Origin of the sequence: Frankia torreyi (assembly GCF_000948395.1) — a bacterium.
Classification (GTDB): Bacteria; Actinomycetota; Actinomycetes; order Frankiales; family Frankiaceae; genus Frankia; species Frankia torreyi.
Genome location: NZ_JYFN01000003.1, coordinates 20,418 through 47,086 on the forward strand (window position 1 = coordinate 20,418; position 26,669 = coordinate 47,086).

Consider the following 26,669-nt stretch of genomic DNA (forward strand, 5'->3'; position numbering starts at 1 on the left):
CCGTCGCGCGTGGATCACGACTCCGCCCGGCGCGGAGCCTCGCGGGCCAATATCGACCCGTTCGGCGCTGTGAGTGGCTCGCAGTGGCGTACGCCACGTCCCCACGAACCGCCGACCAGCACAAAAGCCGCTAAACGCCAGATCGACCGTTCTCATGATCTGTATACGAATTCGGATACGGGACGGGATACAGAGTTTATCGACGCGTTACGTGCCGGGCGGTGATCTGAAACGACACCCCCTGACCCTCGTCTCCAGACCCGACGGGGGAGGCACCGGACGACCGGGCCGGGCGTGGCGAGCTCCCTCGACGCACTCCAGACGCGCGGATCCGACCTGCGCGGACCCGAAACCCGTGGACTCCGATGGCGAGAGCTGGCATGAGCGAAACCGCAACGACCCCGACCGCGCCCCTGACCGTGAGCGCCCGACCGTACGACTTCACCTTCGACCCCGCAACCACCGCACTCGTCGTCATCGACATGCAGCGCGACTTCCTCGAACCGGGTGGCTTCGGGGAGAGCCTCGGCAACGATGTCAGCCAACTGCGCAGCACGATCGAACCGCTGCAGGCCGTGCTGGCGGCCGTGCGGGCCGCGGGGCTGACCGTCATCCACACCCGCGAGGGCCACCTGCCCGACCTGTCCGACCTCCCGCCGGCGAAGCTGCACCGCGGCGACGCCGCGCTGCGCATCGGCGACCTCGGTCCCAAGGGCCGCATCCTCATCCGGGGTGAGTACGGGCAGGACATCATCGACGAGCTCGCGCCGGTCGACGGCGAGTACGTCATCGACAAGCCCGGCAAGGGTGCCTTCTACGCCACCGCCTTCGGCGACGTCCTCGCCGAGAAGGGGATCACCAGCCTCGTCGTCGCCGGGGTGACGACCGAGGTCTGCGTGCACACGACCGTCCGCGAGGCCAACGACCGCGGCTTCGAGTGCCTGGTGCTCAGTGACTGCGTGGGCTCCTACTTCCCCGAGTTCCAGCGGATGGCGCTGGAGATGGTCGCCGCCCAGGGCGGGATCTTCGGCTGGGTCGCCCCCTCCGCCGACTTCCTCGCCGCGCTCGCCTCCTCGGCCCCCGCGGCCGACTCCACCGTGCCCGCACCCGCCGTCACGGCCTCCTGAAAGAGGACGGGTCCCACCATGGTCAAGATCGGGAATCGGCCTGCGTCGTCCGCGCCGGCCCTGCCCTACTGGACGAAGGGCGACACCAACGCCTTCTTCGGCCTGGGCGTCAACGTGCTGGTCAACGTCATCGTCCTGAGCTCGCTGTGCCTGTTCGTCGTCAACATCCCCTCCGCCGACGTCTTCGGCGCGATCCTGCCCGCGCTCGGGATCGCGATGCTGCTCGGCAACCTGTTCTACGCCTACCTGGGTCGCCGGCTGGCGGCGAAGGAGGGCCGTGACGACGTCACGGCGATGCCGTACGGGCCGAGCGTCCCGCACATGTTCATCGTCGTGTTCGTCATCATGCTGCCGATCTACCTGAAGACGAAGAACCCGGTCGAGGCGTGGCAGGCCGGCCTCGCCTGGGCATTCATCATCGGCATCATCGTCGTGATCGGTGCGTTCGTCGGGCCGATGATCCGCAAGTACGCGCCGCGGGCGGCCATGCTCGGCACGCTGGCCGGCATCTCGATCGCGTTCATCTCCATGCGGCCCGCCGCGCAGATGTGGGACGCCGCCTGGATCGCGCTGCCCGTCTTCGGCCTGCTGCTCGTCGGCCTGCTCACCGACCTGAAGCTGCCGTGGAACCTGCCGATCGGCGCGGTCGCGCTGGCGCTGGGCACCGCCATCGGCTGGATCGGCGGGTTCATGGACACCCCGGCGGTGTCGGAGGCGGCCAAGGACATCGCGGTGTCGCTGCCGACCTTCCACTTCGACAAGCTGTTCCACGGCCTGTCCGACATCTCGCCGCTGCTGGCCACGGCCATCCCGCTCGGCGTCTACAACTTCACCGAGGGCATGTCCAACGTGGAGAGCGCCGCGTCCGCCGGGGACAACTACAACCTGCGGCCGATCCTGCTCGCCGACGGCTTCGGCGCCATCATCGGCTCGGCGCTCGGCTCGCCGTTCCCGCCCGCCGTCTACATCGGCCACCCGGGCTGGAAGGCCGCCGGTGGTCGCACCGGCTACTCCCTGGCCACCGGCATCGTCATCGCGGTCCTGTGCTTCCTCGGCCTGTTCGGCCTGCTCAACGCCGTGCTACCGCTGCCGGCGATCGTGCCGATCCTGCTCTACATCGGGCTGCTCATCGGCGCCCAGGCCTTCCAGGCCTCGCCGAAGGCGCACGGCGCCGCCGTCATCGCCGCGATCATCCCGAACATCGCCTCCTGGGCGGCCGGGCAGATCGACAACACGGTGACGACAGCCGTCGGCGTGGCGTCGAAGCTGAACCCGGCGGTCAACCTGAACGTCACCGACGCCGACCTCGAGGGCAACAGCGTGCTGCTGCATGGCCTGCACCTGCTCGGGGACGGCGCGGTGTTGGCCGGCCTGGTGCTCGGCTCCATCGTCGCGTTCATCATCGACAAACGGTTCATCTCGGCCGCGATCGCCTCGGCCGCCGGTGCGGTGTTGTCCTTCGTGGGGCTGATCCACGCGGAGAAGGTCGAGTGGGACGCGGGCGGCGGCCAGGTTGCCCTGGGGTACCTGTTCCTCACGCTGGTCTGCGTGGCCTGGGCGCTGACCAGGCCCGCACCGCGGGTACCGGACGCCGAGGAGATCGCGCTGGAGCGGGAGCACGGCATCCCGTCGCAGACGCGGCGGAGCACTCCCGACGAGGCCTCGCCGGCCGCCGACGCCGCCCGCCCGCCCGTCGCGGACCCGGTCTCGGCCCCGGACACCCCGGCCAGCACCTCGGCGACCGGCCCCAAGCCGACGACCTCGGCACCTGCGGGCGCCGGAACCGTCTGACCGGTCGCCTCAGCGAGGGGCGGATCTTCGCCACGCCGCCCGAGGCGCAGCCTTCGCCGCGCCGCCGGTCACCCACCCCGACCGGCGGCGCGGTTCTCGTTCGTGACCGGTGACGCGCATGCCGTACGGTCCGGTCGACGTGTGGCGGCCTGGTTGCATTACGCAACTTTGCCCTTCCGAAGCGCTTCGTGTCCGTTTCGTCTCTCTGGAAGGGCAGGGGAAGGGCAGGGGAGGGGCGGTCAGGGGCTGGCGGTGGTGGCGGGGGCCGCGGCGGAGCGGGTGAAGATCAGGGAGACCTCCATGATCCCGTGATCCTCCGTGGAGACGCCGGGGAAGCTCGGGTTCGGGACGTCGTAGTCGGCGAAGACGATCGGGAGCTGGCCGACGGTACGGATCGAGGTGCCGTCCCAGCGGGACTGCAGCGTCATCGTGACCCGCCTGGTCTTGCCCCGCAGGGTCAGGTCACCCTTCGCCGTGACGGCCCGGGTGGTCTTCGAGTCGGTGGGGACGGCGCCGATGTCGACCGGTTCGGCGAGGGTGAAGGTGGCGGTCGGGAAGGTGTCCGTGTCCATGATCCGGCCGCGGAACTGGCTGTCCCGGCGGCTCTCGTCGCTGGTCACCGTGGCCATCTGCACGGTGAAGGACGCCTTCGAGGCCCGCGAGCCGTCGATGGTGAGCGAGCCGGACACCTGCTTCGTCCGCCCCGCCGCCGTCGTGTCCTGGCCGAACAGGTTCTCCTTCACTCGGTAGCCGACCTCCGAGCCCGGCGCGATCGCCCAGGAGCCGGCCAGCGAGCCGGTCGGCGCCACCGTCTCGCTGCCGCCCGGCTGGGCCAGGGAGAACTCCTCCGGGGCGTCTTTCTTGATCACGTTGATGTAGAGGGCGGTGCCGCCGACGACCAGGATCGCCAGCACCACGACGGCGCCGATCAGGACGACGAGCAGCCGCGGCCGCCGACGTCGGGGCCGCGGGCCCGGTGCCTCGGGTTCGGTCATCGGAAGATCGTCCCTCTCGACGTGGGGGCTCGGAGACGGGCGTCGCCGAGGTTCGTTGCTGTTAGTTGTCCAGACAACGATGTTGAGAGGGTCATTGTGCCTGTCACCCGCCGGCGGCCGTCCCCGGGCCGGCGTGAGCGCCGCTGTCGGCGGCGTCCTGCTCGCGGGCGTGGTCGCCACGGTCACGGGTCTCGTGGCGGCGGGTCTCGTGGTCACGGGTCTCGTGGCGACGGGTCTCGTGGTCGCGCGGGTGGGAGCCGTGCTGCTCGGGCGGGCGGACTCGGCCCTGGGTGAGCGACTTGACCTGTACGGACAGCCCGTCGTCGCGCACCCGCAGGGGGACCACGACGAACCGCCCGGTCGGCAGGTAGGCGCCCGCCGGCGGTGAGTCCCAGCCGTGCAGGCCCAGCCACCAGCGATGACGGGAGTCGGTGAAGGCGTGGGCGCCTCCGGGGCCGAAGCCGACCTTCCCACCCGTCAGCATCGGCTTCGGTGCCGGGCGGCAGGGCCCGAGCGGGCCGGTGCACGACGCGCTGGCCACCACCTGGCGCCCGTTGAGCTCCGGTGCGGCCGAGTACACCAGGTGGTCGCGCCCCTGTTCGACGATCATCGAGGGGCTCGCGACCCGCTTCTGCTGCCAGGGCAGGCTGGGGCGCAGCAGTACCGCCGGCTCGCCGGTGAGCACCAGCCCGTCCGAGCGCAGCCGCTGGGCCCACAGCGTCGGGCCCGCGCCGCCGGGCCGTCCCGGGCTGCTCCAGGCCAGGTAGGCGCGCCCGGCGTCGTCCACGAAGGGGCTCGGGTCGGTGCTGCCGCCGTCCGCGGTCTGGCAGACGAACGGGGCCTGCGAGGTGTCCACGAACGGCTCGTCGAGGTGCTCCGAGGTCGCCGCCGAGATGCAGCGAATGCCGAGCTCGTGCCAGATCGTCGTGTAATAGAGGACGTACGAGCCGTCGAACGCGCCGATCGCCGCCGGCCCCAGCCCGCCGCCCGGGTCGGCCCAGTCCGGTGGCGCCTTCAGGGCGTCGGGCTGGGTGGTCCAGCTCCGGCGGTCCCGGCTGGAGAGCAGGCTGATCGTGCCGGGGGTACGCGGGTCCACGCCGACGGCGTAGGTCGTCCGGTTGCGGGTCAGCAGGGACGGCGCCGGGAAGTCGACGCCGGGGACGAGGATGGCCCGGGTCGAGGCGCCCGAGCTCGCCTTGGACAGGTACAACCCGGCGATGACGATGACGATGACGACCACGGCCGGCTGGCGTCGGGCGAAGTCGACCAGACCACCGGTAAGGCCCTTCTCGCCCATGCCGCCACCATCCTCATTGTGAGTATCTGATGGCGGAGTGTATTCACGGTGGGGTGAAGTTGGGCGTCAATCGACTCGTCGGACACTCCCTGTCGCCTCGGTGGTTGTTTCAGTAGTTGTCTCGGTGGTTGTCTTGAGGGGCGGCTCGAGGGGCGGCTCGGCGGTCGTCTCGGGGGGCGGCTCGGTGGTCGTCTCGGGGGGCGGCTCGACAGACAGCCCCCGCAGCAGGGCGGCGCTGCGCGGATTCAGCCCGACGATGGTCACCTCCGTGCCACGTTCGCGGTACTTCGTGCGGACGTCGTCGAGGGCGGCGACCGCGGCGGAGTCGAGGACGTCGGCCTTGGACAGGTCGATGACGACGCGGGCCGGGTCGCGGCCGTAGGCGAAGGCGTCGACCAGGTCCCCCGTCGAGGCGAAGAACAACGTGCCCTGGACGGCGTAGATCCGTTCGCCGCCCTCCGGGTCGAGCACGCTGGTCACCAGGGCCAGGCGGGCGACCTGGCGGGTGAACAGCAGGGCGGCCAGGACGACGCCGACGGCCACCCCGTACGCAAGGTTGTGGGTGGGCACCACGACGGCGACCGTCACGACCATGACCGCGGTCTCGCCGCGGGGCATCCGGCGCAGGGTGGACGGCGCGACGCTGCGCCACTCGAAGGTCATCACCGAGACCAGGATCATCACCGCGACCAGCGCGGACATGGGGATGTGTCGGACGAGGTCGCGCAGCGGCACGACAAGCATCAGCAGGAAGCCGCCGGCGGCGAAGGTCGACAGCCGGCCGCGACCGCCGGAGTTGACGTTGACGATGGTCTGGCCGATCATCGCGCAGCCACCCATCCCGCCGAAGAAGCCGTTGACGACGTTGGCGATGCCCAGGCCCCAGGCCTCGCGGTTCGGGTCGTGGGTGGAGTCGGTCATCCGGTCGACGATCTGGGCGGTCAGCAGCGTCTCCAGCAGGCCCACCGCGGTCAGCGCGACCACGTACGGGGCGATGATCTGCAGGGTCTGCCAGGTGAGCGGGACGTCGGGGAGGCCGGGCACCGGCAGGGAGCTGGGCAGCCGGCCCTCGTCCCCGACCGTCGGCACCGAGACGTGGAAACCGCACGTGACCAGCGTCAGGATCGCCACCGCGACGAGCGGCGCCGGGATCGCCGTCGTGACCCGGGGGACCGTCAGCAGGATCGCCAGGCCCCCCGCGACCAGAACGTAGACCTTCCACGACTCGCCGATGACGTGCGGCATCTGGGCGGTGAAGATCAGGATGGCCAGCGCGTTGACGAAGCCGATCATCACGGTGCGCGGCACGAAGCGCATCAGCCGCGCGACCCCGAGCACGCCGAGGACACCCATCAGCAACCCGACCCCGACGGTGGTCGCGAGCAGGTAGTTCAGCCCGTGCTCGCGGACCAGCGGCGCGGCCACGAGGGCCATCGAGCCCGCGGCGGCGGAGATCATCGCCGGCCGGCCGCCGGTGAACGCGATGATCACCGAGATGGTGAACGACGCGAACAGGCCGACCTTCGGGTCGACCCCGGCCACCACCGAGAACGAGATCGTCTCCGGGATCAGCGCGAGCGCCGTCACCAGGCCCGCGAGCAGCTCCACCCGGACGTGGCGCGCGCCGGGCCAGTGTCGGGCCAGCACGGGCAGGCGCAGTCCCCCGACGACCGCACGACGGCTCCCGGCCGCCACGCCGGCGGCCTCGCGGGCGGAAACACCTGTCATGGAAGCGGACCTCGAGGATCGACGGCGGCGTCGGCGCAGCGCCGAAGCCGCCGTGGCGGGACCGGACCCCTACTCGCCCGCCGCCTGTCGCCACCACGCGACGCATCGATCAGACGGCGACGCATGGATCGGGGGACGGCGCCCCGTGGGGAGACGCGACGGATCCCCGGGAGAGCGCAGCGTGGCGGCATCATCGCCCTGGGAACGACTGCGGGGCAGCGTTCCCCACGCCTCGGGTGCACGACCGGCGGTACGGTCCGGTTAGACGGATCTGACGATACAAAGTCAGCTTCGGTGAGGCGACGGCCGGGTTCGGCCGGTCATGCCCGGGGTGCCCCGAGCCGGGCGAGGGCCTCCTGCATCTGGTCGACCTCGATCGACTGGTTGAGCACCATCGCCCTGGCCAGGCTGCGCGTGCGGTCCGCATCGGCGTGCTGCGCCGCGTACTGCGCCATCGCCAGCCCCCCACGATGGTGGTGCACCATCAGGGTGAGGAACAGGACGTCGAGGTCGCGGCCGTGGATTGTCGCGAGCCGCCGCAGCTCGTTCGGGGTCGCCATGCCCGGCATCCGGGCGGTGTCGCCGGCCGACGCGGCGCCGCCGGCGGTGCCGTTCATACCCGGCATGTCGGTCATGGTCGCCGAGCCGGTGTCGCCGTGCCCCTCGTGCCCGGTGCCGGCCGCCGCGCCCGTGCCGCCCATCCAGCGCATCGGCGCGCCGGCGGCGGTCTGGGTCCGCCCCCAGCCCGACAGCCACGCCGACATGATGCCGATCTCCCGCTGCTGGGTCAGCGCGATGTCCTGCGCGACGCTGCGGGTCGACGTGTCGCCGCCGCGGTCGAACTCGATCATCGCCATCTGCACGGCCTGCGCGTGGTGCTCGGACATGTCGCGGGCGAAGCCGACGTCGACGGAGCTCTCGCCGGGCGGGCGGTCGAGCAGGTCGCCCAGCGCCGCGCCGGCGGCCAGCAGCCCGGCCACCAGCACCACGACGACCGGGGTCCACCACAGGGCCGCCCGGCCCCGGCGACGGCGACGCGGGGCACCGGCCTCGCCCGGCCGGGCTCTGGCGGTGCCGGGCTCGTCTCGCGCGGGCCGGTCGTCCTGCCTGCGCGGCTCGGCTGGGGCGTCTGCGGGCGCGGTGGGGGAGGCGGGCAGGCCGCCCCCGGCGCGCAGCTCTGAATCGCTCATCGTCCGTCAAGTCTGACGTAGGTGCCGACGTTTCGCGCGCCACCCCCCGCGAGCCTCCCCGTTTCGGCCGCGGGGACCAGGGTCAGCCGCGGGCGGTGGGGTCGGCCGCGGGCGGTGGGGTCAGACGTGCAGGTGTGAGTTGAAGACGAAGGTCCGCTTGCCGACCTGGACGCGGGTGCCGGGCACCAACGGGGCGGGCTGGTGCGGGTTGAGGGGGGTCCACACGGTCGCCTCGGGCGGCGCGATGTAGGTGCCGTTGGCCGAACCCTGGTCGGTGATCACCGCGTCCCAGCCGGCCAGGGTGATCACGGCGTGTACCCGGGAGACGGCGCTCTCGCCGTCCTCGACTGGCAGCGCCCGCGCCTTGCCGGCCCGGACGGCGTCGTCCCGGTCGGGCTGGCGGCCGATGACCAGATCCATGTCGACGTCCATCGTCTGCCCGTCGTCGAACACGAGCACCCCGACGGTCGGCCGCGGGCCCCACACCGTGCGGGAGCCCTGCTGGGCCAGCGACAGGCCGCACTCGGCGCAGTACGGCGCCTGCGGGTGGTTGAAGTGCCCGTTCGCGCACAGCACCCCCTCGACCTGGGGCTCGGAGCCGCTGGGCAGCATCGTCGGGGCCTCGTCGTCCTCGATGAGGTCGGAGACGGTGAAGGTCTGCCCGGGCAACTGGGTCATGGCGTCGTGCTCGTCGTCGGTGAGGTCGTCGCCGAGCCCGTCGTCGAGGCCGTCCGACAGGGGCTCGGCATGGCCGCCGAGCTGGCCGAGGCGGCCGAGCTGGCCGAGCTGGCCGCCGGGGCCGGAGTCGACAGCGGCGTGGCCGATCACCTCGCGCCCGGCGAGCTCGGTCGGCGGGTCCTCGTCGAGTTCGTCGAGTTCGTCGAGGTCGGCGGCCTGGGTGGGCTCCGCCGCCGCCCGGCGACGGTGGGCCTCCTCCTCCTCGCTGAGCAGCGGGGCCAGCGCCGGCGGGGTGGTCGACATCGGGTCCGGGGCGCGCGAGCCGGGCGTGGGGATCGCCGCGGCGCCGGTCATCGGGTCGCGCAGCGGATCGAAGCCGGCGAGCAACTGGTCGGCCGACGCCTTGGGGGCGGGCAGCGCGGGCGCGTCGCTGAGCAGCAGGCTCACGCCGATCCCGGGCACCGCGCCGATCCGCAGGTCGAGGGGGAAGCCGAGGTCGCCGAGGCCGCCGGGGAAGCCGGTCGGGCCGACGATGCCGGTCGGCCCGACGTCGATCCGGGCGATCTCCGTCGGCAGCAGCCGGTCGACCCAGGTGGCCGAGTCCACGCCGGACAGCGTCACCCCGGACGTCCCGGACGCCACGACGTCCATCGCCCCGTGGACGAGCGCCGCGACGCGGTCGTTGACGGTGGTCAGCAGGCTGAAGTCGGGCACCCGGTCCGGGTCGGCGTCGGCGAGGACCCCGGCGACCCGGCGCACGAGCCGGCGACCCATGGTCGACGCGGTCGTGCCCACCTCCGCGGCCACCTCGGCGCACAGCCCGAGCAGCCTGCTGGTGATCTCGGCGGTCTCGGGCCGGCCGGCCCGGGCGACGATGAGCGCGCCGGGCAGCCGGACGACCACCCCGGTCCGATCCGGGTGCCCGGACTCCACGACCACCCGGAAATGGTCCAGTCCCGCCATGACCTCGCCCCTCGTCCCCACACCCCGCGCCGCGCCGGTCATCACCGCCGGCAGCCTCGTGGCACATCCTCGCCGCTCGGTGCGGCCCGTCCGGTACGGTCCTATCCTGCCGTGCCCACGGGTCGGCTGGTACCGCCTTACCGTCACCGCGGCCGGTGATGTCCGGGGCCCGACAGGCGAGCGCGCGCCGCGGGCGCGTCACCCGCCCGCCGGGTGGTCGAGGGCGGGGCGGCGGTTACCCCAGGGCCCGGTCCAGGTTGATCGCCGCGCTGATCAGCGCCAGGTGGGTGAACGCCTGCGGGAAGTTGCCGAGCGCCTCGCCGGAGGAGCCGATCTCCTCGGCGTAGAGGCCCACATGGTTGGCGTAGGTGAGCATCTTCTCGAAGACCATCCGGGCCTCGCTCACCCGGCCGGCCCGGGTCAGCGCCTCCACGTACCAGAACGAGCACAGGTTGAACGTGCCCTCGTCGCCGGTCAGCCCGTCGCTGCCGTCGGCGGCGTAACGGCGCACCAGGCTGTCGCTGACGAGGTCCTCGCCGAACCGGTCCAGCGTCGAGAGGAACCGCGGATCGGTGGGTCCGGAGAACTTCACCAGCGGCATGCACAGCAGGGACGCGTCCAGCCGCGGTGAGCCGGGGAACTCCATGTAGGCGCCGCGGGTGGGATTCCACGCCTCGTTCTGCACGAACCGGTACGCCTGACCGGCGTAGTCCTTCCAGTCGTTCGTCGGGCCGGGCAGGCCCCGCTGGCGCGAGATGCGGCAGGCCCGCTCGAAGGCGACCCAGGTCATCAGCGCCGAGTAGGTGAAGCGCTGGCGCCCGCCGCGGGTCTCCCAGATCCCCTCGTCCGGGGTGTCCCAGTGCTTGGCCAGCCAGTCGAGCTGGCGGCCGAGGGCCTCCCAGAGCTGGAAGGAGATCGGAACCTTCTTGTTGTACAGGTAGACCGAGTCCATCAGCTCGCCGTAGATGTCGAGCTGGAGCTGCTCGGCGGCGGCGTTGCCGATGCGCACCGGCTTCGAACCGCGGTAGCCGGCGAGATGGTCCAGGACGATCTCGTCCAGGTGGGCGTTGCCGTCGACGCTGTACAGCACGTACAGCCCGGAATCCTTCGGTGCCTCGTGGCAGCGCTGCTCCAGCCAGTCCATGAACGCGGCGGCCTCGTCGGTGAAACCCAGGGCCATCAAGGCGTAGGTGGTGAACGCCGCGTCCCGGATCCAGGTGTAGCGGTAGTCCCAGTTGCGCACGCCGCCGAGCTCCTCCGGCAGCGAGGTGGTCGGCGCCGCCACCAGCGCGCCGGTGGGCCGGTAGACCAGCAGCTTCAGCACCAGTGCGCTGCGTAGGACCATTTCTCGCCAGCGGCCGTGGTAACGACTGCGCCGCAGCCACGCCTGCCAGTAGTTCAGCGTCCGGGTGAACAGCGTGTCCGCCTCGCCGGTGATCAGCGGACGGATCGTCGAGTTCCATTCGAGCACGATGTCGGCGGTCTCACCCATGGGCAGGTCGAACTCCGCGAACACGGCGGTGCCGTCGACCCGCAGCGGCAGCGCGGTGCGCAGCACGAGGGTGCCCTTCACCGATTCGAACACCGCCCCCGAGCCGGGGACCAGCGTCACCGTGTGCGCGGCGCGCCCGTAGTCGAACCGCGGGTCGCAGCGCAGCCGGAACGTCGCCGTCCCGCGCACGGCGCGGGCCTGGCGGACGACGACGTGCGGCGTCTCCGCGACGTCGCTGTCCACCGGGACCATGAAGTCGACGACCTCGCCGACCGCCCGTGGGGTGAGGAAACGGGTCATCAGGATGTTCGAGTCGGGCAGGTAAAGCTGCTTCGCCCGCGAGTCCGGACAGTGGATGCGGAACGATCCGCCGCGATCGGCGTCGAGCAGGCTCGCGAAGACCGACGGCGCATCGAAGCGTTGCGGGCAGTACCAGTCGATCGTGCCATCCGTGGCGACCAGGGCCACGGTACGCAGGTCGCCGATGACCGCGTGCTCCTCGATGGGCGGGTAGTCGGTGTCGGGCATTCGTAGGCTCCGCGAGGCGTGATTGGCCGAGGATCCGACCAGGGATTCTGCGGGGGACGGAGAGGGAGGACGCCACCGCGCGAGCACAACCCGACGCCGAGCCGCTCGCGTCCTCCCGGCCGCCGCCGGTCGCCACCCGAGCGATGGCAACCAGGCGAAGGTAACCCGCCGGGACGGTCCACGCCCATCACTGCCGACAAGCCGAAAAACGGGCCCAACCCGCCGTGTGAAATCGCGGTGTCGGCGATGCGTCGGCGCCGGGTCCGCGCCGCGTCTGTGGAGGTCACCGGGTCGGTGGAACCCTCGTCGCTACTGGCGGTCCGGGGCGGTCGCGGGCGGTGGCGGGGGCGGCGTTCGCACCCCGGTGGGGGGTCTCGCCGCGCGGGCGTCCGAGGTCGCCACCTACGATCACGCCATGGCCGCCCACCCTCCGACTGCCGAGGACGGTCGTGCCGCGCTGGTGATGTTCGCTCGGGGCGACCGGGTCTTCCCGGTCGACGACCTCGGTGGCGGGATCTGGTCGCGGCGCGGCACCGTGCTGGCCGTGCACGCGGCCGGGCGCCGCGAGCCGGCCGAGCAGCCCGGGCCGGTACGCGTCGAGTCGACCCGCAGCGCGGCACCGGTCACCGCGCGGGCGACGGTCCTCTGGGACGACGGCAGCGCCGAGGTGCTGGCCGAGGATCAGCTCTGCCTCGTCTACGACCAGGAGGCCCCCGTCGGCATGCGGGTCGTCACCCTGCCGATGGACGAGCCGGTGGATGTGGTGCAGCACGGCGGGCACGTCGTGCTGGTGCTGCGCGACGGCCTGGTCTCGCCCGCGGTCGTGGAGTCGCTGCGCGACAAGCTGCGGCGGGTGCGGGCGGCGCTGACTCCGGCGCGGCCGGATCCCGCCTCCGCGGCCGAGCTGCGTCGGCGGGACCTCGACCTGCTGCGGGCCTTGATCGCACAGCTCACCGGGGGCGCGCCCGAGCCCCGCTGACGAGTGCCTACAGGTGCTGGGTGCCCGCGGGTGCCGAGTGGCCGGCGGATGCTGGGTGCCGATGGGTACCCGCGGCCGGGCGGGGCGCCCCGGCCGCCGCCGTCGCGATGTCCGCCGTCGCGATGTCCGCGGTCAGGACGTCGAGTACGGCCCGGGGCGCACTCCGCCCGGGCCGTAGGCGTTGCCGTTCATCCCGGCCCGCGGCTGCTCGGTCATCGCCTGGCTCACCTTCGACGCGATCGCCTCGGTGAGTCGGATCGCCTGCGTGAGGGACAGGTTCAGCACGATCTCGCTGTCATCGGTCATCGCGAAGCGCACCGACACATCGGCCATGGTGGTTCCTCCCAGTCTCGGTCCGCCCGACACCCGGCTCCGGTGGTTGGAGGTCGGAGGGAGACCCGCACGGGCGCTACCTGCCGTGCGGCCTCGGGGCATGGTGACCGCCCCACCATCCCCGATGGGGATCTCACGCCGTACGTGACCCCCCCTGTCGCCCCCACCGATGAGACTGCTAGCGGCGTGTTGCTTCGACTCTGGGTGATCAGTCAACTGCGATAGCCCCCGTGTCTGCGCGCCAACCCGGACGGGAGTGTCCTTTTGTGAGGATGGCATCGCTTTCGGTGGTCGCGTGGGGCATCGGGGCGGATCGAGTGAGAGAGCTCACATCGAGCCCACGCCGCCGGGTCGGCGCGCCGTGTGGGGGTTCCCCGGTTCAGATCCAGCCGGGGAACCACATCCTGGCCCGCCACGAGGAGTAGGGGATCACCTGCGCGGCGAGGATCGGGTAGAAGTACGCGAACAGCAGGACGACGACGATCGTGTAGACGCCGACCGTCAACGCGCCGGTGAGCCGGCGGGCGTCGGAGGCCTCCCGCGGGCCGAGCGCGAGCCCCGCCAGCGCCGTGATCCCGAGGACGAGGAACGGCAGGCACGGCAGCGCGTAGAAGAAGAACATCGTGCGGTTCGGGAACAGCAGCCACGGCAGGAAGGCCGAGCCGAAACCGACCAGCACCAGGGCCGCCCGCCAGTCCCGCCGGGTCACCCACCAGGCGAGCATCCCCACCAGGCAGGCGGTGCCCACCCACCACACCGCCGGGTTGCCCAGCGCCAGGACCTCCCGGGAGCAGCCGGCCGGGTCGTGGCAGCCGGACGTCCCGTAGGCGGGCGACGAGTAGTAGTACGCCACCGGCCGGGCCATCACCAGCCAGCTCATCGGGTGCGAGGCGAAGGCATGCCCCTGGTCGAGGCCCTCGTGGAACTTCAGCACCGCCATCTGGTACTTCCACCAGCCGTGCCACGCCGCGCCGAACCCGTCGCCGTAGAAGTGCCGGTAGTAGCCGCCGTCGGTGACGAACCAGCCCGTCCAGGTGGCCAGGAACGTCACGATCGGGACGATCACGAACATCGCGGCCCAGGCGGGCAGGTCCCGTCGCAGCGCCCCCAGCACGGGCCGCTGCGCACCGCCGGTGCGCCGGGCGCCGATGTCCCAGGCGATCGCGAGCGCCGCGAAGCCGATGATCGTGTACAGCGCGCTCCACTTCACGCCCATCGACAGGCCGAGCGCCACCCCGCAGGCCAGTCGCCACCGGCGGAATCCCAGCCGGGGCCCGTACAGCTCGCGCAGCCGATCCTGACGGCCGGCCGCGGCGCCTGAGTCGGCTGTCGCCGCCGATTTCGCCGTAGCTACGGAGTTCGCCGCGGCCGTCGAGTCTGCTGTGGTGGCGGAGCCTGCCGAGTCCATGCCCGCGCCGTCCGCGCCTGGCGAGCCGGCGACCGGCGGGGGNGGNGCGGGNGGCGGACCGGAGCCTCGGGCCAGGGCCGCGCTCAGGCGGTCGGCGAGCCGGGCCCGTCCGTCGTCGCGGTCGAGCAGCAGGCACGCCAGCGCCACGACGACCCCGGTCATCAGGAAGATGTCGAGGATCCCGATCCGGCTCTGCACGAACTCCAGGCCGTCCATGGCGAGCAGCAGGCCGGCGAAGCAGCCCAGCAGGGTCGAGCGGAACATCCGCCGGGCGGCTCGGGCGAGGACGAGCACGGCCAGCGTGCCGAACAACGCCGAGGAGAACCGCCAGCCGAGCTCCGGGTCGCCGTGCGGGACCCCCCCGCAGTTCGTGTACCCGAACAGGCCCTCGGAGGCGGCCATCAGCCACTTGCCGAACGGCGGATGGACGACGTACGCCGGCCCGGAACAGGACCTCGAGTCGATCTCGTAACCGGCGGTGAGCAGGCCCCAGGCGTCCTTGGTGTAGTAGACCTCGTCGAAGTACACCCCGCGTGGCTGGGTGATGTTCCAGAACCGCAGCAGGCCGGCCAGCACCGCGACCGACAGGGTCGCCAGCCACCCGGCCAGCGGTGAACCCGGCATCGGCGGGCACAGCCGCTCACGCAGCGCCTCGGCCCGCGTCCGCCGCGGACCGAGCGGGTCCGGACCGGTCACGGGCGGCGTGTCGCCTCCTCCGCTCGCACTCCAGGGCACGTGGGCCGTCGTCGCCGTCACACCGATCAGGGTAGGTCCTGGCTCCTGACACACTGGGCGGGTGTCCGGGACCCTGGTGCTGTGCGGCGCTCCGATCGGTGATGTCCGGGACGCGAGCCCACGCCTCGGTGAGATCCTCGCCACGGCGGATGTGATCGCGGCCGAGGACACCCGGCGGGTGCTCCGGCTGGCGCACGCCCTCGGCGTCACCATCTCCGGCCGGATCGTGTCCTGCTACGACGCGGTGGAGGGCGCCCGCGCCGCGCTCCTGACCGACTACCTGCGTGAGGGGGCCACGGTCGCCCTGGTCACCGACGCCGGAATGCCGGCGGTGTCCGACCCCGGCTTCCGCGTGGTCGCCGCGGCCGCTGCCGCCGGCATGACCGTCACCGTCGTGCCCGGCCCGTCCGCGGTGACCGCCGCCCTGGCCGTCAGCGGCCTGCCCACCGACCGGTGGACCTTCGAGGGCTTCCTGCCGCGCAAGGGCGCCGACCGGCGTTCCCGGCTGCGCGAACTCGGCAACGAGACCCGCACGATGGTGTTCCTGGAGTCCCCGCACCGGCTCCCGGCGGGCCTGGGCGACCTGATCGCCGCCTTCGGTGCCGACCGCGCCGCGGTGCTGTGCCGGGAGCTGACCAAGACCTTCGAGGAGATCGTCCGCGGCGATCTCGCGGCCCTGCTCGCCTGGGCCACCGACGGCCGCGTGATCCGCGGGGAGTTCACCCTGGTGATCGCCGGCGGCGCCAGGCGCGGACCGGTGACCGTCGATTTCGCCGCCGCGGAGGCGGCCAGGCCCGTCCAGTCCCCTCCACCCGCCGCCAGCTCGCCCGCCGCCCGGCCGGCTGCTGCCGGCTCGTCCGCCGCCGGCCTGTCCGCCGCGGGTTCGTCCGCCGTCCTCCTGCCCGCTGCCGGCTCGTCCGCCGTCGGTGGGCCTGCCGTCGGTTCGCCCCTCGGCGGTTCGCCTAGCGGCGGATCGGAGGAGCTCGACGCCCCTGCCGACGTTGCGGGCTCCGTCGACTCGGTCGATGCTCGGGTCCTCGCCGCCGACGTCGCCCGCCGCACCGCCGCCGGCATGCCGCGCAAGGAGGCCCGCCGGGCGGTCGCCGCCGACCACGGCGTGTCCCGCAACGATGTCTACGCCGCCGAACTCGCCGTCCGTGCGCCCCGCCCCGCCCCGCCCGACCGTCCCCGCTAGGTCGGCCGTTCCCGTCAGGTCGGCCGTTCCCGTCAGGACCGACCCGAACGGCCGCGCCGGTCCCGACCAGCCGACGGTCAGCAGTTGCAGGAGGTCGTTCGCGGTTCGCCTGCCTGCTACCGCGAATAACCTCCTGCAGTTGCCTCTGCAACCACCGGCGTCGGACGGCTGGCCACGCCCGCACGTCGGGGGCGGGGCTTCCGGGAGGCGCGGGCACGGTTCCGCGGAACCCCAAGATCGCCGAGGTGGGGGCTGGAGTCGGGAGTGGGGCTCGCGGCGTGGGTCAGCAGCCCCGCTGGAGCAGCAGGGCCTTGCCCATCGCGGCCCATTCGTAGATGATCATGTAGGGCCACAGGCGGCGGGGCGGCGGCACCCCGATCATCCGGACCTCGCCGGGGTAGCAGCGGCCAAGCCGTAGCCGGGCCCGGGTGCTCTGCGACGTCGAGGTGATCACGATCAGGGAGTGCCAGCCGCGCCGTGCCGCCGCGGCACCCACCCAGCGGGACTCGCCCTGGGTCGTCAGGGGGCTGGGCGCGAAGCAGATCACCTCCACGCCGGGGATGGCGTCGGGGCAGGGGTCGTCGGCGGTCGGCGTCGAGACGGCGAGAACCGGGGCGTAACCGGCGCGGGCGAGGGCGACCGCCCGTTCGAGCCGGCCAGCACTGCCGGCGAACATGACGATGGCGTCGACCGGCGCCGGCTGTTCGCGCTGGGGGAAGACGAACAGCCGTGCGGTGGCCGCAGTGAACGCGACCGCCAGGGCGCCGACCAGGGCGATGGCGATGGCCCGGCGGCGCGACGTGCCGGCCGGCGCGCGCTCGAGCGGACCCGCCGCCATGGACCTCCCTTCAGGGCGGCTCGGCGCCGCCGTGGCCATCGTGGAGCCTCGTTCCACCGCGTGGACCCGAGCCAACCACGGCTCACCAGCTCCGGGTGGGCTCACCCGCCGCAACCCGCCGCCCCGGACAACACCGAGATGCGGCGCCGACGGGCGGCCCGTCTCCCTGCCGCCCTACGCCGACGCCGCCCTACGCCGACGCCGCCCTACGCCGACGCCGCCCTACGCCGACGGGGAGGTGGAGGTCGGCGGTGCCGAGGCCGGCCGGCTGGTGATCCGGCGGGGATGGGCGAACGTGGCCCGGGCGGCCTCCCTTGGCCACACGGTGCGTGACGCGCCGTCCTGCCACTGCACGATCGGGATCTGGTGGCCGACCTGCAGCCCGGTCGCCTCGTCCAGCCGAAACCGGCCGAGCAGCGTCGTCGTGTCGATACCGCGGGCGGCGGCGAGCACCGAGGCGTCCTGCACGCCCCCGCAGAACCGGATCGCCCGCCCCAGGATCAGGCCGGTGACGTAGGCCCAGGCGGCCGTCTCCGTCGGCGCGACGCCGTGCAGGGCGGTGTAGTCGGCGGTGAACTCGCGCGCCGTCGGGCCGGTGGCGGTCGGCTGGGTGCTCTCCGGCATCCAGCTTCCCGGGGCGAGCAGTTGCTCGCGCAGGTCGCCAAGGCTGGCGGTGGCCTGGGCGCTGACGGCGGTGGAGAATGCCGCCGCCCGCCACGGCCGGCGCAGCAGGATGTTCGCCGCGGCCAGCTCGTCGTCGGGGCTCGCGTGCACGATGAGGACGTCGCCCGGGGGTAGCCGGGTCGCGGCGAGTGTGGCCTTCCCCGGCGCGAAGACGTGCGAGGCGACCTCGAACGCCTGGGCGGTGGCGGCTGCCCTGGCCACCGAGGTGATCTCGACCGCGGTGTCGCCCGAGGCGAGCAGGACGACCTTGCGGGCCCGCCGGTCGGCCGCCCGCACCGCCGCGAGGACCCCCCGTGGCCAGGTCGAGGTGGCCGCGGCGATGTTGACGACGTTGGGGAACGCCTGCCGGACGAACCTGGTCGACGGCGCCCCCGTGTTGAACACCACCCGGTCGGTCGCCGCGCAGGCCGCCAGGGCCGCCCGGTGGCCGTAGGGCCCGAGCAGGGCGTCCGGACGGCCGGCGACGGCGGCTCGCATCGCGGCCGCCGGGTCGGGGTAGGCGTCGTACGCGGTGAGGCTCACCTCGTCCCAGGGGGCGGGGAGCCGCTCGTCGCGCGCCCACAGGGTGACGCCGCGCAGACCGGCCAGGCCCTGGGCGGCGTCCGGCCCGGTCAGCGGGGTGACGAGGGCCACGGTCAACGGCGTCGTCATCGGCAGGAATCCTCGCAGTCGCTCACGAGATAAGCGTCCCATGCTTGATAGGCGCATTCCTCGGCGCGCCCGGCAGCGGCCGTAGACTTCACCGGATGCGGAAGGATGGGTGAGGTGGCGCGAAACTCTGACCGGGCGGGCGAACCACCGCCGCCGCCCGATCCCCTGCCGGTGGCCGTCGTCGACAGCCACTGCCACCTCGACCTCATGGACACCGAGGTGGACGCCGCGATCGCGGCCGCCGTCGCCGTCGGCGTCACCCGGGCCGTCACCGTCGGGGTGGACCTGCCGACGAGCCGGTGGCAGGCCGACGTCGCCGACGCCCACCCGGAGCTCTACGCGGCCGTGGCCATCCACCCCAACGAGGCCGCCCACGGTGTGAGCGAGGAGACGTTCGCGGCCATCACCGAGCTTGCTCGCCGGGACAAGGTCCGGGCCATCGGCGAGACCGGGCTGGACTACTTCCGCACCCCGCCGGAGGCGCACGCCGTCCAGCAGGAGAGTTTCCGCCGGCACATCGCGATCGCCAAGGAGACCGGCCGCGCCCTGATGATCCACGACCGGGATGCGCACGAGGACACGCTGCGCATCCTCGCCGAGGAGGGTGCTCCGGACACGGTCGTCTTCCACGCCTTCTCCGGCGACGCCGAGATGGCGAAGGTCTGCGCCGACGCCGGCTACGTGATGTCCTTCGCCGGCAACGTGACCTTCAAGAACGCGGCAAACCTGCGCGAGGCGGCCGCCGTCGCCCCGGCCGAGCTGCTGCTCGTCGAGACCGACGCGCCGTTCCTCACCCCGGTGCCCTGGCGGGGCCGGCCCGGCGGTCCCTACCTGATCCCGCTGACGCTGCGGGTGCTCGCCGAGACCCGTGGGGTGGGCGTCGCCGAGCTCGGCGCGTCGATCGCCGCCAACGCCGAGCGGGTGTTCGGGCCCTGGTAGGCACCGACGCGCTGCTCGCACCGGCCGAGCTGCGGGCGCTGGCGCACGCGCTGGACCTGCGGCCGACGAAGCGCCGTGGGCAGAACTTCCTGGTCGACGCGAACACCGTGCGCCGCCTGGTGCGCCTGGCCGACGTCGGTCCACGCGACACGGTCCTGGAGATCGGTCCGGGTCTCGGCTCGATGACCCTGGGGCTGCTCGGCACCGCCGGCGCAGTCGTGGCCGTCGAGGTGGACGCGCCGCTGGCCGCCGCCCTGCCGGTGACCGTCGCCGCCCGGCTGCCCGCCGAGGCCGCGGCGCGGCTGCACGTGGTGCTCGCCGACGGGCTGCGGCTGGGACCGGCGGACCTGCCCGCGGGCGTGCCCGCCCCGGACGTGCTCGCCGCGAACCTGCCCTACAACATCGCGGTGCCGCTGCTGCTGGGCGTGCTCGAACGGCTGCCGTCGCTGCGCCGCGGCCTGGTGATGGTGCAGGCGGAGGTCGCCGACCGGCTGACGGCGCCGCCCGGCAGCCGGGTGTACGGCGCGCCCAGTGTGAAACTGGCCTGGTACGCGCGCAGCCGCCCGGCCGGCGGCGTGCCCCGCCCGGTCTTCTGGCCGCAGCCGAACGTCGACTCCGGGCTGGTCGCCTTCACCCGCCGGACCCCGCCGGCGCCGGCGGAGCTACGCGCCGAGGTGTTCGCCGCCGTCGACGCCGCGTTCGCCCAGCGCCGCAAGACGCTGCGCACCGCTCTGGCCCCCTGGGCCGGCTCGCGCGCCGCCGCGACGACCCTGGCGGAGGCGGCCGGGGTGGATCCCGGCGCCCGCGGCGAGACCCTCGACGTCGAGGCCTACTGCCGCCTCGCCGCCGCCCGCGTCGCCGCCGAGCGCGCGCCCGCGGACTAACGTCGCCGGAGAGGCTCGGTCAGAGGGAGGCGATGCCGACGGCGCGGCGGACGCCCTGGAGGACGGGGCGGGCGCGGTCGCGGGCCTGCTCGGCGCCGGCGGCGAGGATGGCGTCGAGCTCGCTGCCGGGGGCGACGAGCGCCTCGTACTGCTCACGCAGCGGCGACAGCCAGGCGTTGACGGTCTCGAACAGGGCGTTCTTCAGCTCGCCCCAGCCCGTGCCGCCCTGCTCCAGGCGGGTCCGCATCTCCTTGATCGCCTCGGGGGTGGCGAAGTTCTCGAACAGTGCGAACGCCGCCGAGGTGTCCGGGTCCTTCGGCTGCTCCACCGGTGTGCTGTCGCTCACGATGCCGCGGATGAGCTTCCGTAGCTGCTTCTCGGGGGCGAACAGGGGAATCGTGTTCTTGTAGGACTTGCTCATCTTGCGGCCGTCGGTTCCGGGCAGCGCCCGCGCCGAGATGCCGGCCGGATAGATTCCCTCCGGAATCCTCAGGCTGAAGACGTCGCCGAAGAGATGGTTGAACGAGCCGGCGATGTCGGCGGCATATTCGACGTGCTGCGACTGGTCCTGCCCGACGGGCACCACGTCGGTGTTCATGATGAGAATGTCGACGGCCATCAGAATCGGGTAGTTGAACAGGCCCATGTTGATCCCGGCGTCCAGATCCGCCACGCCGGACTCGGCGTTGCGGTCGCGGGCGGCCTTGTAGGCGTGCGCCCGGTTCATCAGGCCCTTGCCGGTGACGCAGGACAGCACCCAGGACAGCTCGAAGATCTCGGGGACGTCGGACTGGCGGTAGAAGACCGTGCGCGCCGGGTCGAGGCCGAGCGTGATCCAGGTGGCCGCCACCGACCGGGTGTAGCTCGCCAGCTCCCTGCGGTCGCGAATCGACGTGAGGGCATGGTAGTCGGCGATGAAGTAGATCGACTCGTAGGTCGAGGTGAGCTCCAGCGAGGGCCGGATCGCTCCGATGTAGTTCCCGAGATGCGGCTCGCCCGTCGGCTTGATGCCGGTCAGCGAGACCTTCGGCTGTTGCGCTGCCATGGCTGGGCAGTCTACGGAGGCGAACCGTGCCGGCGATTCGCCGGCGTCGTGGCGGGCTGGCGTCGTGGCGGGCTGGCAGTGTGGCGAGCTGGCGGCGTAGCGGGCTGGCGGCGTCCCGGGGTCGGGCCCGGGACGCGCCACCCGCTGCCGTCAGGCGTCCCCGCCGAACAGGCCGGTCACGGAGCCGTCCTCGAAGACCGCCTTGATCGCGGCGGCCAGCAGCGGGGCGATCGACAGTTCGGTGATCTTGTCGATCCGCGCCTCGCTGGGCAGCGGCAGGGTGTTGGTGAGGACGACCTCGCCGATCTCGGAGTTCTTCAGCCGGTCGGCCGCCGGCCCGGACAGCACGCCGTGTGTCGCCGCCGCGATGACGTGGGTCGCCCCATGCTCCTTGAGCGACTCCGCCGCCTTCGTGATCGTGCCGGCCGTGTCGATCATGTCGTCGACGATGACGCAGGTGCGGCCGCGGACCTCACCGACCACGTCGAACATCTTCACCTGGTTGGGCACGTCGGGGTCCCGCCGCTTGTGGATGATGGCCAGCGGGCAGCCCAGCCGGTCGGTCCAGCGCTCGGCCACCCGTACCCGGCCCGAGTCGGGGGCGACGACGGTGACTTCCGAGGTGTCCAGCTTGTTCTCGATGTAGTCGGCGAGCAGCGGCAGCGCGAACAGGTGGTCCACCGGGCCGTCGAAGAAGCCCTGGATCTGCGCGGTGTGCAGGTCGACCGACATGAGCCGGTGCGCACCGGCGGTCTTGAACAGGTCGGCGACGAGCCGGGCGGAGATCGGCTCGCGGCCGCGGTGCTTCTTGTCCTGGCGGGCGTAGGGGTAGAACGGCGCGACCACCGTGATCCGCTTGGCGCTCGCCCGCTTCAGGGCGTCCACCATGATCAGTTGCTCCATCAGCCAGGTGTTGACCGGCGCCGAATGGCACTGCAGGACGAAGGCGTCGCAGCCGCGGACCGATTCGGAGAAGCGAACGAAGATCTCGCCGCTGGCGAACTCGTAGGCGTTCGTCGGCACGGGTTCGACGTCGAGTGCGGCCGCCACCTCCGCTGCGAGGCCGGGGTGCGAGCGTCCCGCGAAGAGCATCAGGTTGCGCCGGTTCTCGGTCTGGTAGGCCACCGCGTTCTCCTCGGACGTGACGGATGATCAGATTGGGGTGCGCGACGTGCCGGCCCGGCGAGCCGCCCGACGCAGACCGCCGGGGCCGGGTCGGGGCGTCGGCGCGTTCGACCGGCGAGCCGTGGGCGGGCAGTCGCGGCGTCGGTCGGGCGGCGGGCGGTCGGGCTGCATCGGTCGGGAGGCTGGCGGTAGGAGCTCTGGCGGTAGGAGCTCTGGCGGTAGGAGCTCTGGCGGTACGGGCTAAGGGGCGGTACGGGCGGGCTGGGATGGATGGTGGGCAGGTATGTCTGGGGCTTACCCGGTCCGGCGCCCGTAAGCGGGACGCGGCTGGTCGCGGGTCCGCTGCCGCCGTGGGGCTGTCGGCGGCGTGGGGCTGTTGGCGACGTGCCTTCGCGCGGGGGGTGCTGCTCCGCGCGGCCCGCCGAGGTGTCCGGACCGATGGGGCGGTGTGCATCCCCCCGCTGGTCAGAAGGTTGGGACCGACGCCTCTACGTTCTGCTTCCCGCTCCGGGAACGCCAGCGATGCCGGCCTCGCCTCCGCTGGTGTGCGCCAAGTCACCCCGACCGTGCGGGCCGGCGTCGGGCGTGCCGACCTCGGGCGCCTGCGCTGCGCGGGAGTCGACTGCGCGGGAGTCGACTGCGCGGGAGTCGACTGCGCGGGAGTCGACCGGCGTCGCGGTGTCGGGGACGGCGGGAACCGGCGAGGCAGCGGCGGCGGCCGCGGCCAGCGCGGCGGGGCTGCCGGGCCGGCGCCGCTCCGTCCAGCCCTCGATGATCCGCTGCCGCCCCTCGCGGATGGCCAGCGCGCCCGGCGGCACGTCCTCCCGGATGACGGAACCGGCGCCCGTGTAGGCGCCGTCCCCGACGGTGACCGGGGCGACGAGCATCGTGTCGCTGCCGATGCGGACGTCGGAGCCGATGACGGTGCGGTGCTTCGCGACGCCGTCGTAGTTCACGAAGACGGTCGTGCAGCCGATGTTGCTTCGCTCGCCGACGACCGCATCGCCGACGTAGGCGAGGTGGGGGACCTTCGTATGGTCGCCGAACTCGGCGGACTTCGTCTCGACGAAGGATCCGATCTTGCCCTCCCGGCCGAGCCGCGTGCCGGGGCGCAGGTGGCTGTAGGGGCCGACGGCGGCGCCGGCGCCGATCTCGGCCCGGTCGGCCGTGGTCCGCACGACGCTCGCCTCCGCGCCGACGATCGTGTCCGTGAGGGTGCACTCGGGGCCGACGGTGGCGCCACGCGCGAGGTGGGTGCGCCCGTGCAGGAAGGTGTGGGGGGCGATCGTCGTGTCCGGCTCCAGGGTGACGTCCGCGTCGATCCAGGTGGTGGGCGGATCCACGACGGTGGTGCCGGCCTTCATCGCCGCGATGACGATCCGGTCGCGCAGCGCCCGACCGGCGGCGGCGAGCTGGACCCGGTCGTTGACCCCGGCGGCCTCGACCGGGTCGGCGACGACCCTCGCCGCCACCGGACTGCCGTCGCCGACCAGTAGCCCGACGACGTCGGTCAGGTACTCCTCGCCCTGGGCGTTCTGCCTGGTCAACCGGGCCAGCGCCGCCTGGAGCGGGCCAGCGCGGAAGGCGTAGACGCCGGTGTTGATCTCCCGGATGGCGGCCGTGGCCGCGTCGGCGTCGCGGTGCTCGATGATCGCCCGGACCCCGCCCGCGGTGTCGCGCACGACCCGGCCGTAGCCGGTGGCGTCGTCGAGGACGGCGGTCAGCACGGTCGCGGCGGCGCGCTGGGCATGGTGATGGGCGGTGAGGGCGGCCAGCGTCTCCCCGGTGAGCAGCGGGGTGTCGCCGGGGAGCACGACGACCGTGTCGTCGGCGGCGAGCCCGTCGAGCGCCGCCAGGGCGACCCGAACGGCGTGGCCGGTGCCGTGCTGGCGGTCCTGCACGACGGTGATGACCGCCGGGGCCTGCTCGGCCAGCATCGCCGCGACCTGTTCCCGGCCGTGGCCGACGACGACGGCGGTGCGGGGCGCGGCCATGGTGCCGGCGGCGTGCAGCACGTGCCCGAGCAGGGTTCGCCCGGCGATGCTGTGCAGCACCTTCGGTGTCGTCGAGCGCATCCGTCGACCCTCGCCCGCTGCCAGGATGATGACGGCGGCCGGACGTGGTGATGTCACGCGATCTCCCGAATCTTCGGCCTGCACGACGATGGGGCGACGGGCACCACACTACCGCGACCTGCTGGCCGGGCCTGGGGAGGTGACGGCCGCCGGTAACACGCCGGGCGCCGTCACCGGGGGAACACGGCGGCCGCCCGGCGGGGAACGACCCGATCGATACCCCGCCGAAGCACTCGGTCGATCGCGGAGAAAGGGGGCGACGGCGGTCCGGCCGGCGCGGCGATACTTCCCGGCGATTCTTTGTGATGGTATTACTGGTAGTGCTCCGGTAGTGCTCCGCCGCCACGACTCGAACGTGGACTAAGAGAACCAAAATCTCCTGTGCTGCCGATTACACTACGGCGGACCGCGGGGAAAACATGCCAACTCTACCATCGTGGGGTGGCTCGGAAGGTAAAAGCAGGGTCGCGGACCACTGTCCCGCGGGTCGGGCCGCGCCGCGGTCCCCGCCGACCCGGCACAGCCCGATGCATCGGGCTCCCGTGGCGATCGGGGCGCACCGCACCACCGCCGCACCGCTGCGGGGCATGCCGCCCGGGGTAGGTGGCGTCGGGCGTCGCCGCGGTCGCCCCGCGAGGTTCCAGGCACGGTTGGCCGGTCGCCCTCCGGGGTGGTCCGGGTGGGGCCCCCGGTGGGGCGGGTACCCCCACGAGACGTAGACCTTTCGGGCGGGTGCCGGCCGGTGGGTCGACGGCGGTGCCGGCAGGCCGGGCGGTCGGGCCGCCGTATTGGGTGGCCCGTTTGCGTGGTGGACGCCGGCAATGGGGACTGTTGTCACATCGGCGGGCTACCGTGACCGGTGGAGTGCCGGCGCAGTGGACCTGCCGCGATGGACGGGACGAGGCGATGACCGCTACCGACACGGTGACACCGAGCGACAATCGGGCGCCGGATGACGACCGGGAAACGACTGCGGGGCAGGCTGTCGGCCGCGCCGATCCCGCCAACAGCCGGGGCAACGCCACCAGGCCCAGGTCGATGGCGAAGGCTCGGGCCGAACAGATCATCATGGTGACGACGATCATCGTTCCGCTTGCCGCGGTGGTCGCTGCGATACCCGCGCTGTGGGGCCGGTGGATCTCCTGGCATGACGTCGTCCTTGCCCTGATCTTCTATGCCATCAGCGGGCACGGGGTGACGGTCGGATTCCACCGTTACTTCACCCACCGTGGTTTCAAGACGTCCCGGCCGATGCGCATCGCGCTCGCCGTCGCCGGCAACATGGCGATCGAGGGTCCGGTGATCCGCTGGGTGGCCGACCACCGGCGCCACCACGCCTTCAGCGACGCCGAGGGCGACCCGCACTCGCCGTGGCGCTACGGCCCCGGCACGTGGTCGATGATGAAGGGCCTCTACCACGCCCACGTCGGCTGGCTGTTCGACGTCGAGCAGACCGACCAGCGCCGCTTCGCCCCCGACCTGCTGGACGACCCGGACATCGTGAAGGTCAGCCGTTCGTTCGCCGGGTGCGCCTTCGTCAGCCTCGCCGCGCCGGCGATCATCGGCGGCCTCTGGGGCGGCTCGTTCGAGGCGGCCGCGCAGGCGTTCTTCTGGGCGGGCCTCGTCCGGGTCGCCACGCTCCACCACGTCACCTGGTCGGTGAACAGCATCTGCCACGTGCTCGGCTCCCGGCCGTACCGGTCGCGGGACCGTTCGACCAACGTCTGGCCGCTGGCGCTGCTGTCGATGGGCGAGTCCTGGCACAACCTGCACCACGCCGAGCCGACCTCGGCCCGCCACGGCGTGCGCCCCTGGCAGATCGACACCAGCTTCTACATCATCAAGCTGATGGAGACGCTGCACCTGGTCTGGGATGTGCGCTGGCCCGACCCGGCCCGCCTCGCCGCCAAGCGCGTCACCGCCGACGCGACCGCCTGAGCCCCCGACCTCACCGCGTCCAGCCTCGACGCCATCGGCCTGCGCCCGGCC

Annotated in this window: 21 protein-coding genes; 7 read left to right on the plus strand and 14 right to left on the minus strand. The window is 72.8% G+C overall.

All coding sequences use genetic code 11. The features are described 5' to 3' along the window. The first annotated feature begins 380 nt into the window (after positions 1–380). A complete protein-coding gene (locus FF36_RS02625; protein WP_044883352.1) occupies positions 381–1,127 on the plus strand; it encodes a cysteine hydrolase family protein in 747 nt (248 codons plus the stop codon). 18 nt (positions 1,128–1,145) lie between these two features. Beyond that, entirely contained in the window at positions 1,146–2,918 is a 1,773-nt protein-coding gene (locus FF36_RS02630; RefSeq protein ID WP_044883353.1) for a hypothetical protein, read from the plus strand. A 239-nt stretch (positions 2,919–3,157) separates the two neighbouring features. Here FF36_RS02630 and FF36_RS02635 read toward each other — a convergent pair whose 3' ends face one another. From FF36_RS02635 to FF36_RS02660, 6 genes are all read right to left on the minus strand, one after another. Further along, positions 3,158–3,913: a YceI family protein gene (locus FF36_RS02635; RefSeq protein WP_052680919.1), complete on the minus strand. Its 756-nt coding sequence runs from the start codon at positions 3,911–3,913 to the stop codon at positions 3,158–3,160. 103 nt (positions 3,914–4,016) lie between these two features. Next, positions 4,017–5,210 (minus strand): family 43 glycosylhydrolase, encoded by a 1,194-nt coding sequence (locus tag FF36_RS02640; protein ID WP_044883354.1) that lies wholly within the window; start codon positions 5,208–5,210, stop codon positions 4,017–4,019. A gap of 66 nt (positions 5,211–5,276) precedes the next feature. Beyond that, a complete protein-coding gene (locus FF36_RS02645) occupies positions 5,277–6,938 on the minus strand; it encodes a SulP family inorganic anion transporter (RefSeq protein ID WP_044883355.1) in 1,662 nt (553 codons plus the stop codon). A 320-nt stretch (positions 6,939–7,258) separates the two neighbouring features. Continuing rightward, complete coding sequence (locus FF36_RS02650; protein WP_044883356.1) at positions 7,259–8,128, minus strand: DUF305 domain-containing protein; 870 nt, start codon at positions 8,126–8,128, stop codon at positions 7,259–7,261. Between the two features lie 120 nt (positions 8,129–8,248). Beyond that, the gene (locus FF36_RS02655) at positions 8,249–9,769 is read right to left on the minus strand and encodes an FHA domain-containing protein (RefSeq protein WP_044883357.1); all 1,521 of its coding nucleotides are present in this window, start codon (positions 9,767–9,769) and stop codon (positions 8,249–8,251) included. A 235-nt stretch (positions 9,770–10,004) separates the two neighbouring features. Next, the gene (locus FF36_RS02660; RefSeq protein WP_044883358.1) at positions 10,005–11,789 is read right to left on the minus strand and encodes a glycoside hydrolase family 15 protein; all 1,785 of its coding nucleotides are present in this window, start codon (positions 11,787–11,789) and stop codon (positions 10,005–10,007) included. A gap of 364 nt (positions 11,790–12,153) precedes the next feature. On the opposite strand from FF36_RS02660, the gene FF36_RS02665 reads away from it, so the two are divergent. Beyond that, positions 12,154–12,768 (plus strand): hypothetical protein, encoded by a 615-nt coding sequence (locus tag FF36_RS02665; RefSeq protein ID WP_242422246.1) that lies wholly within the window; start codon positions 12,154–12,156, stop codon positions 12,766–12,768. Positions 12,769–12,900: 132 nt separating this feature from the next. Here the strand turns inward: FF36_RS02665 and FF36_RS02670 are convergent, their stop codons facing one another. The 3 genes from FF36_RS02670 to FF36_RS36870 all read right to left on the minus strand — a co-directional run. Further along, positions 12,901–13,101 (minus strand): hypothetical protein, encoded by a 201-nt coding sequence (locus FF36_RS02670; protein ID WP_009741926.1) that lies wholly within the window; start codon positions 13,099–13,101, stop codon positions 12,901–12,903. Positions 13,102–13,480: 379 nt separating this feature from the next. Next, the coding region (locus FF36_RS36865) for a dolichyl-phosphate-mannose--protein mannosyltransferase (protein WP_422615064.1) at positions 13,481–14,554 on the minus strand (1,074 nt) is incomplete at its 5' end. A gap of 7 nt (positions 14,555–14,561) precedes the next feature. Further along, positions 14,562–15,265 (minus strand): phospholipid carrier-dependent glycosyltransferase (locus tag FF36_RS36870; protein ID WP_242422248.1); only part of this gene is annotated, 704 nt, incomplete at its 3' end. A gap of 40 nt (positions 15,266–15,305) precedes the next feature. Between FF36_RS36870 and rsmI the strand changes: the two genes are divergently transcribed. Further along, the gene (rsmI, locus tag FF36_RS02680; protein ID WP_044883360.1) at positions 15,306–16,439 is read left to right on the plus strand and encodes a 16S rRNA (cytidine(1402)-2'-O)-methyltransferase; all 1,134 of its coding nucleotides are present in this window, start codon (positions 15,306–15,308) and stop codon (positions 16,437–16,439) included. Positions 16,440–16,722: 283 nt separating this feature from the next. Here rsmI and FF36_RS02685 read toward each other — a convergent pair whose 3' ends face one another. Together FF36_RS02685 and FF36_RS02690 are read right to left on the minus strand one after the other, a co-directional pair. Beyond that, positions 16,723–17,277 (minus strand): YdcF family protein, encoded by a 555-nt coding sequence (locus FF36_RS02685; RefSeq protein WP_044883361.1) that lies wholly within the window; start codon positions 17,275–17,277, stop codon positions 16,723–16,725. Between the two features lie 222 nt (positions 17,278–17,499). Then, a complete protein-coding gene (locus tag FF36_RS02690) occupies positions 17,500–18,612 on the minus strand; it encodes an ABC transporter substrate-binding protein (RefSeq protein WP_044883362.1) in 1,113 nt (370 codons plus the stop codon). Between the two features lie 114 nt (positions 18,613–18,726). Here FF36_RS02690 and FF36_RS02695 point away from each other — a divergent pair, with 114 nt between their 5' ends. Further along, positions 18,727–19,551 (plus strand): TatD family hydrolase, encoded by an 825-nt coding sequence (locus FF36_RS02695; RefSeq protein ID WP_044883363.1) that lies wholly within the window; start codon positions 18,727–18,729, stop codon positions 19,549–19,551. Positions 19,552–19,658: 107 nt separating this feature from the next. Further along, positions 19,659–20,435: a 16S rRNA (adenine(1518)-N(6)/adenine(1519)-N(6))-dimethyltransferase RsmA gene (gene rsmA, locus FF36_RS02700; RefSeq protein WP_242418134.1), complete on the plus strand. Its 777-nt coding sequence runs from the start codon at positions 19,659–19,661 to the stop codon at positions 20,433–20,435. Between the two features lie 19 nt (positions 20,436–20,454). Here the strand turns inward: rsmA and FF36_RS02705 are convergent, their stop codons facing one another. The 3 genes from FF36_RS02705 to glmU form a co-directional block, all read right to left on the minus strand. After that, complete coding sequence (locus FF36_RS02705; RefSeq protein ID WP_044883364.1) at positions 20,455–21,480, minus strand: tryptophan--tRNA ligase; 1,026 nt, start codon at positions 21,478–21,480, stop codon at positions 20,455–20,457. 150 nt (positions 21,481–21,630) lie between these two features. After that, a complete protein-coding gene (locus FF36_RS02710; protein ID WP_044883365.1) occupies positions 21,631–22,605 on the minus strand; it encodes a ribose-phosphate diphosphokinase in 975 nt (324 codons plus the stop codon). Positions 22,606–23,093: 488 nt separating this feature from the next. Next, positions 23,094–24,737, minus strand: a complete 1,644-nt coding sequence (gene glmU, locus FF36_RS02715) for a bifunctional UDP-N-acetylglucosamine diphosphorylase/glucosamine-1-phosphate N-acetyltransferase GlmU (protein WP_082121624.1) — start codon at positions 24,735–24,737, stop codon at positions 23,094–23,096. 849 nt (positions 24,738–25,586) lie between these two features. Between glmU and FF36_RS02725 the strand changes: the two genes are divergently transcribed. Continuing rightward, entirely contained in the window at positions 25,587–26,618 is a 1,032-nt protein-coding gene (locus FF36_RS02725; RefSeq protein WP_044883367.1) for an acyl-CoA desaturase, read from the plus strand. The last annotated feature ends 51 nt before the right edge of the window (positions 26,619–26,669 follow it).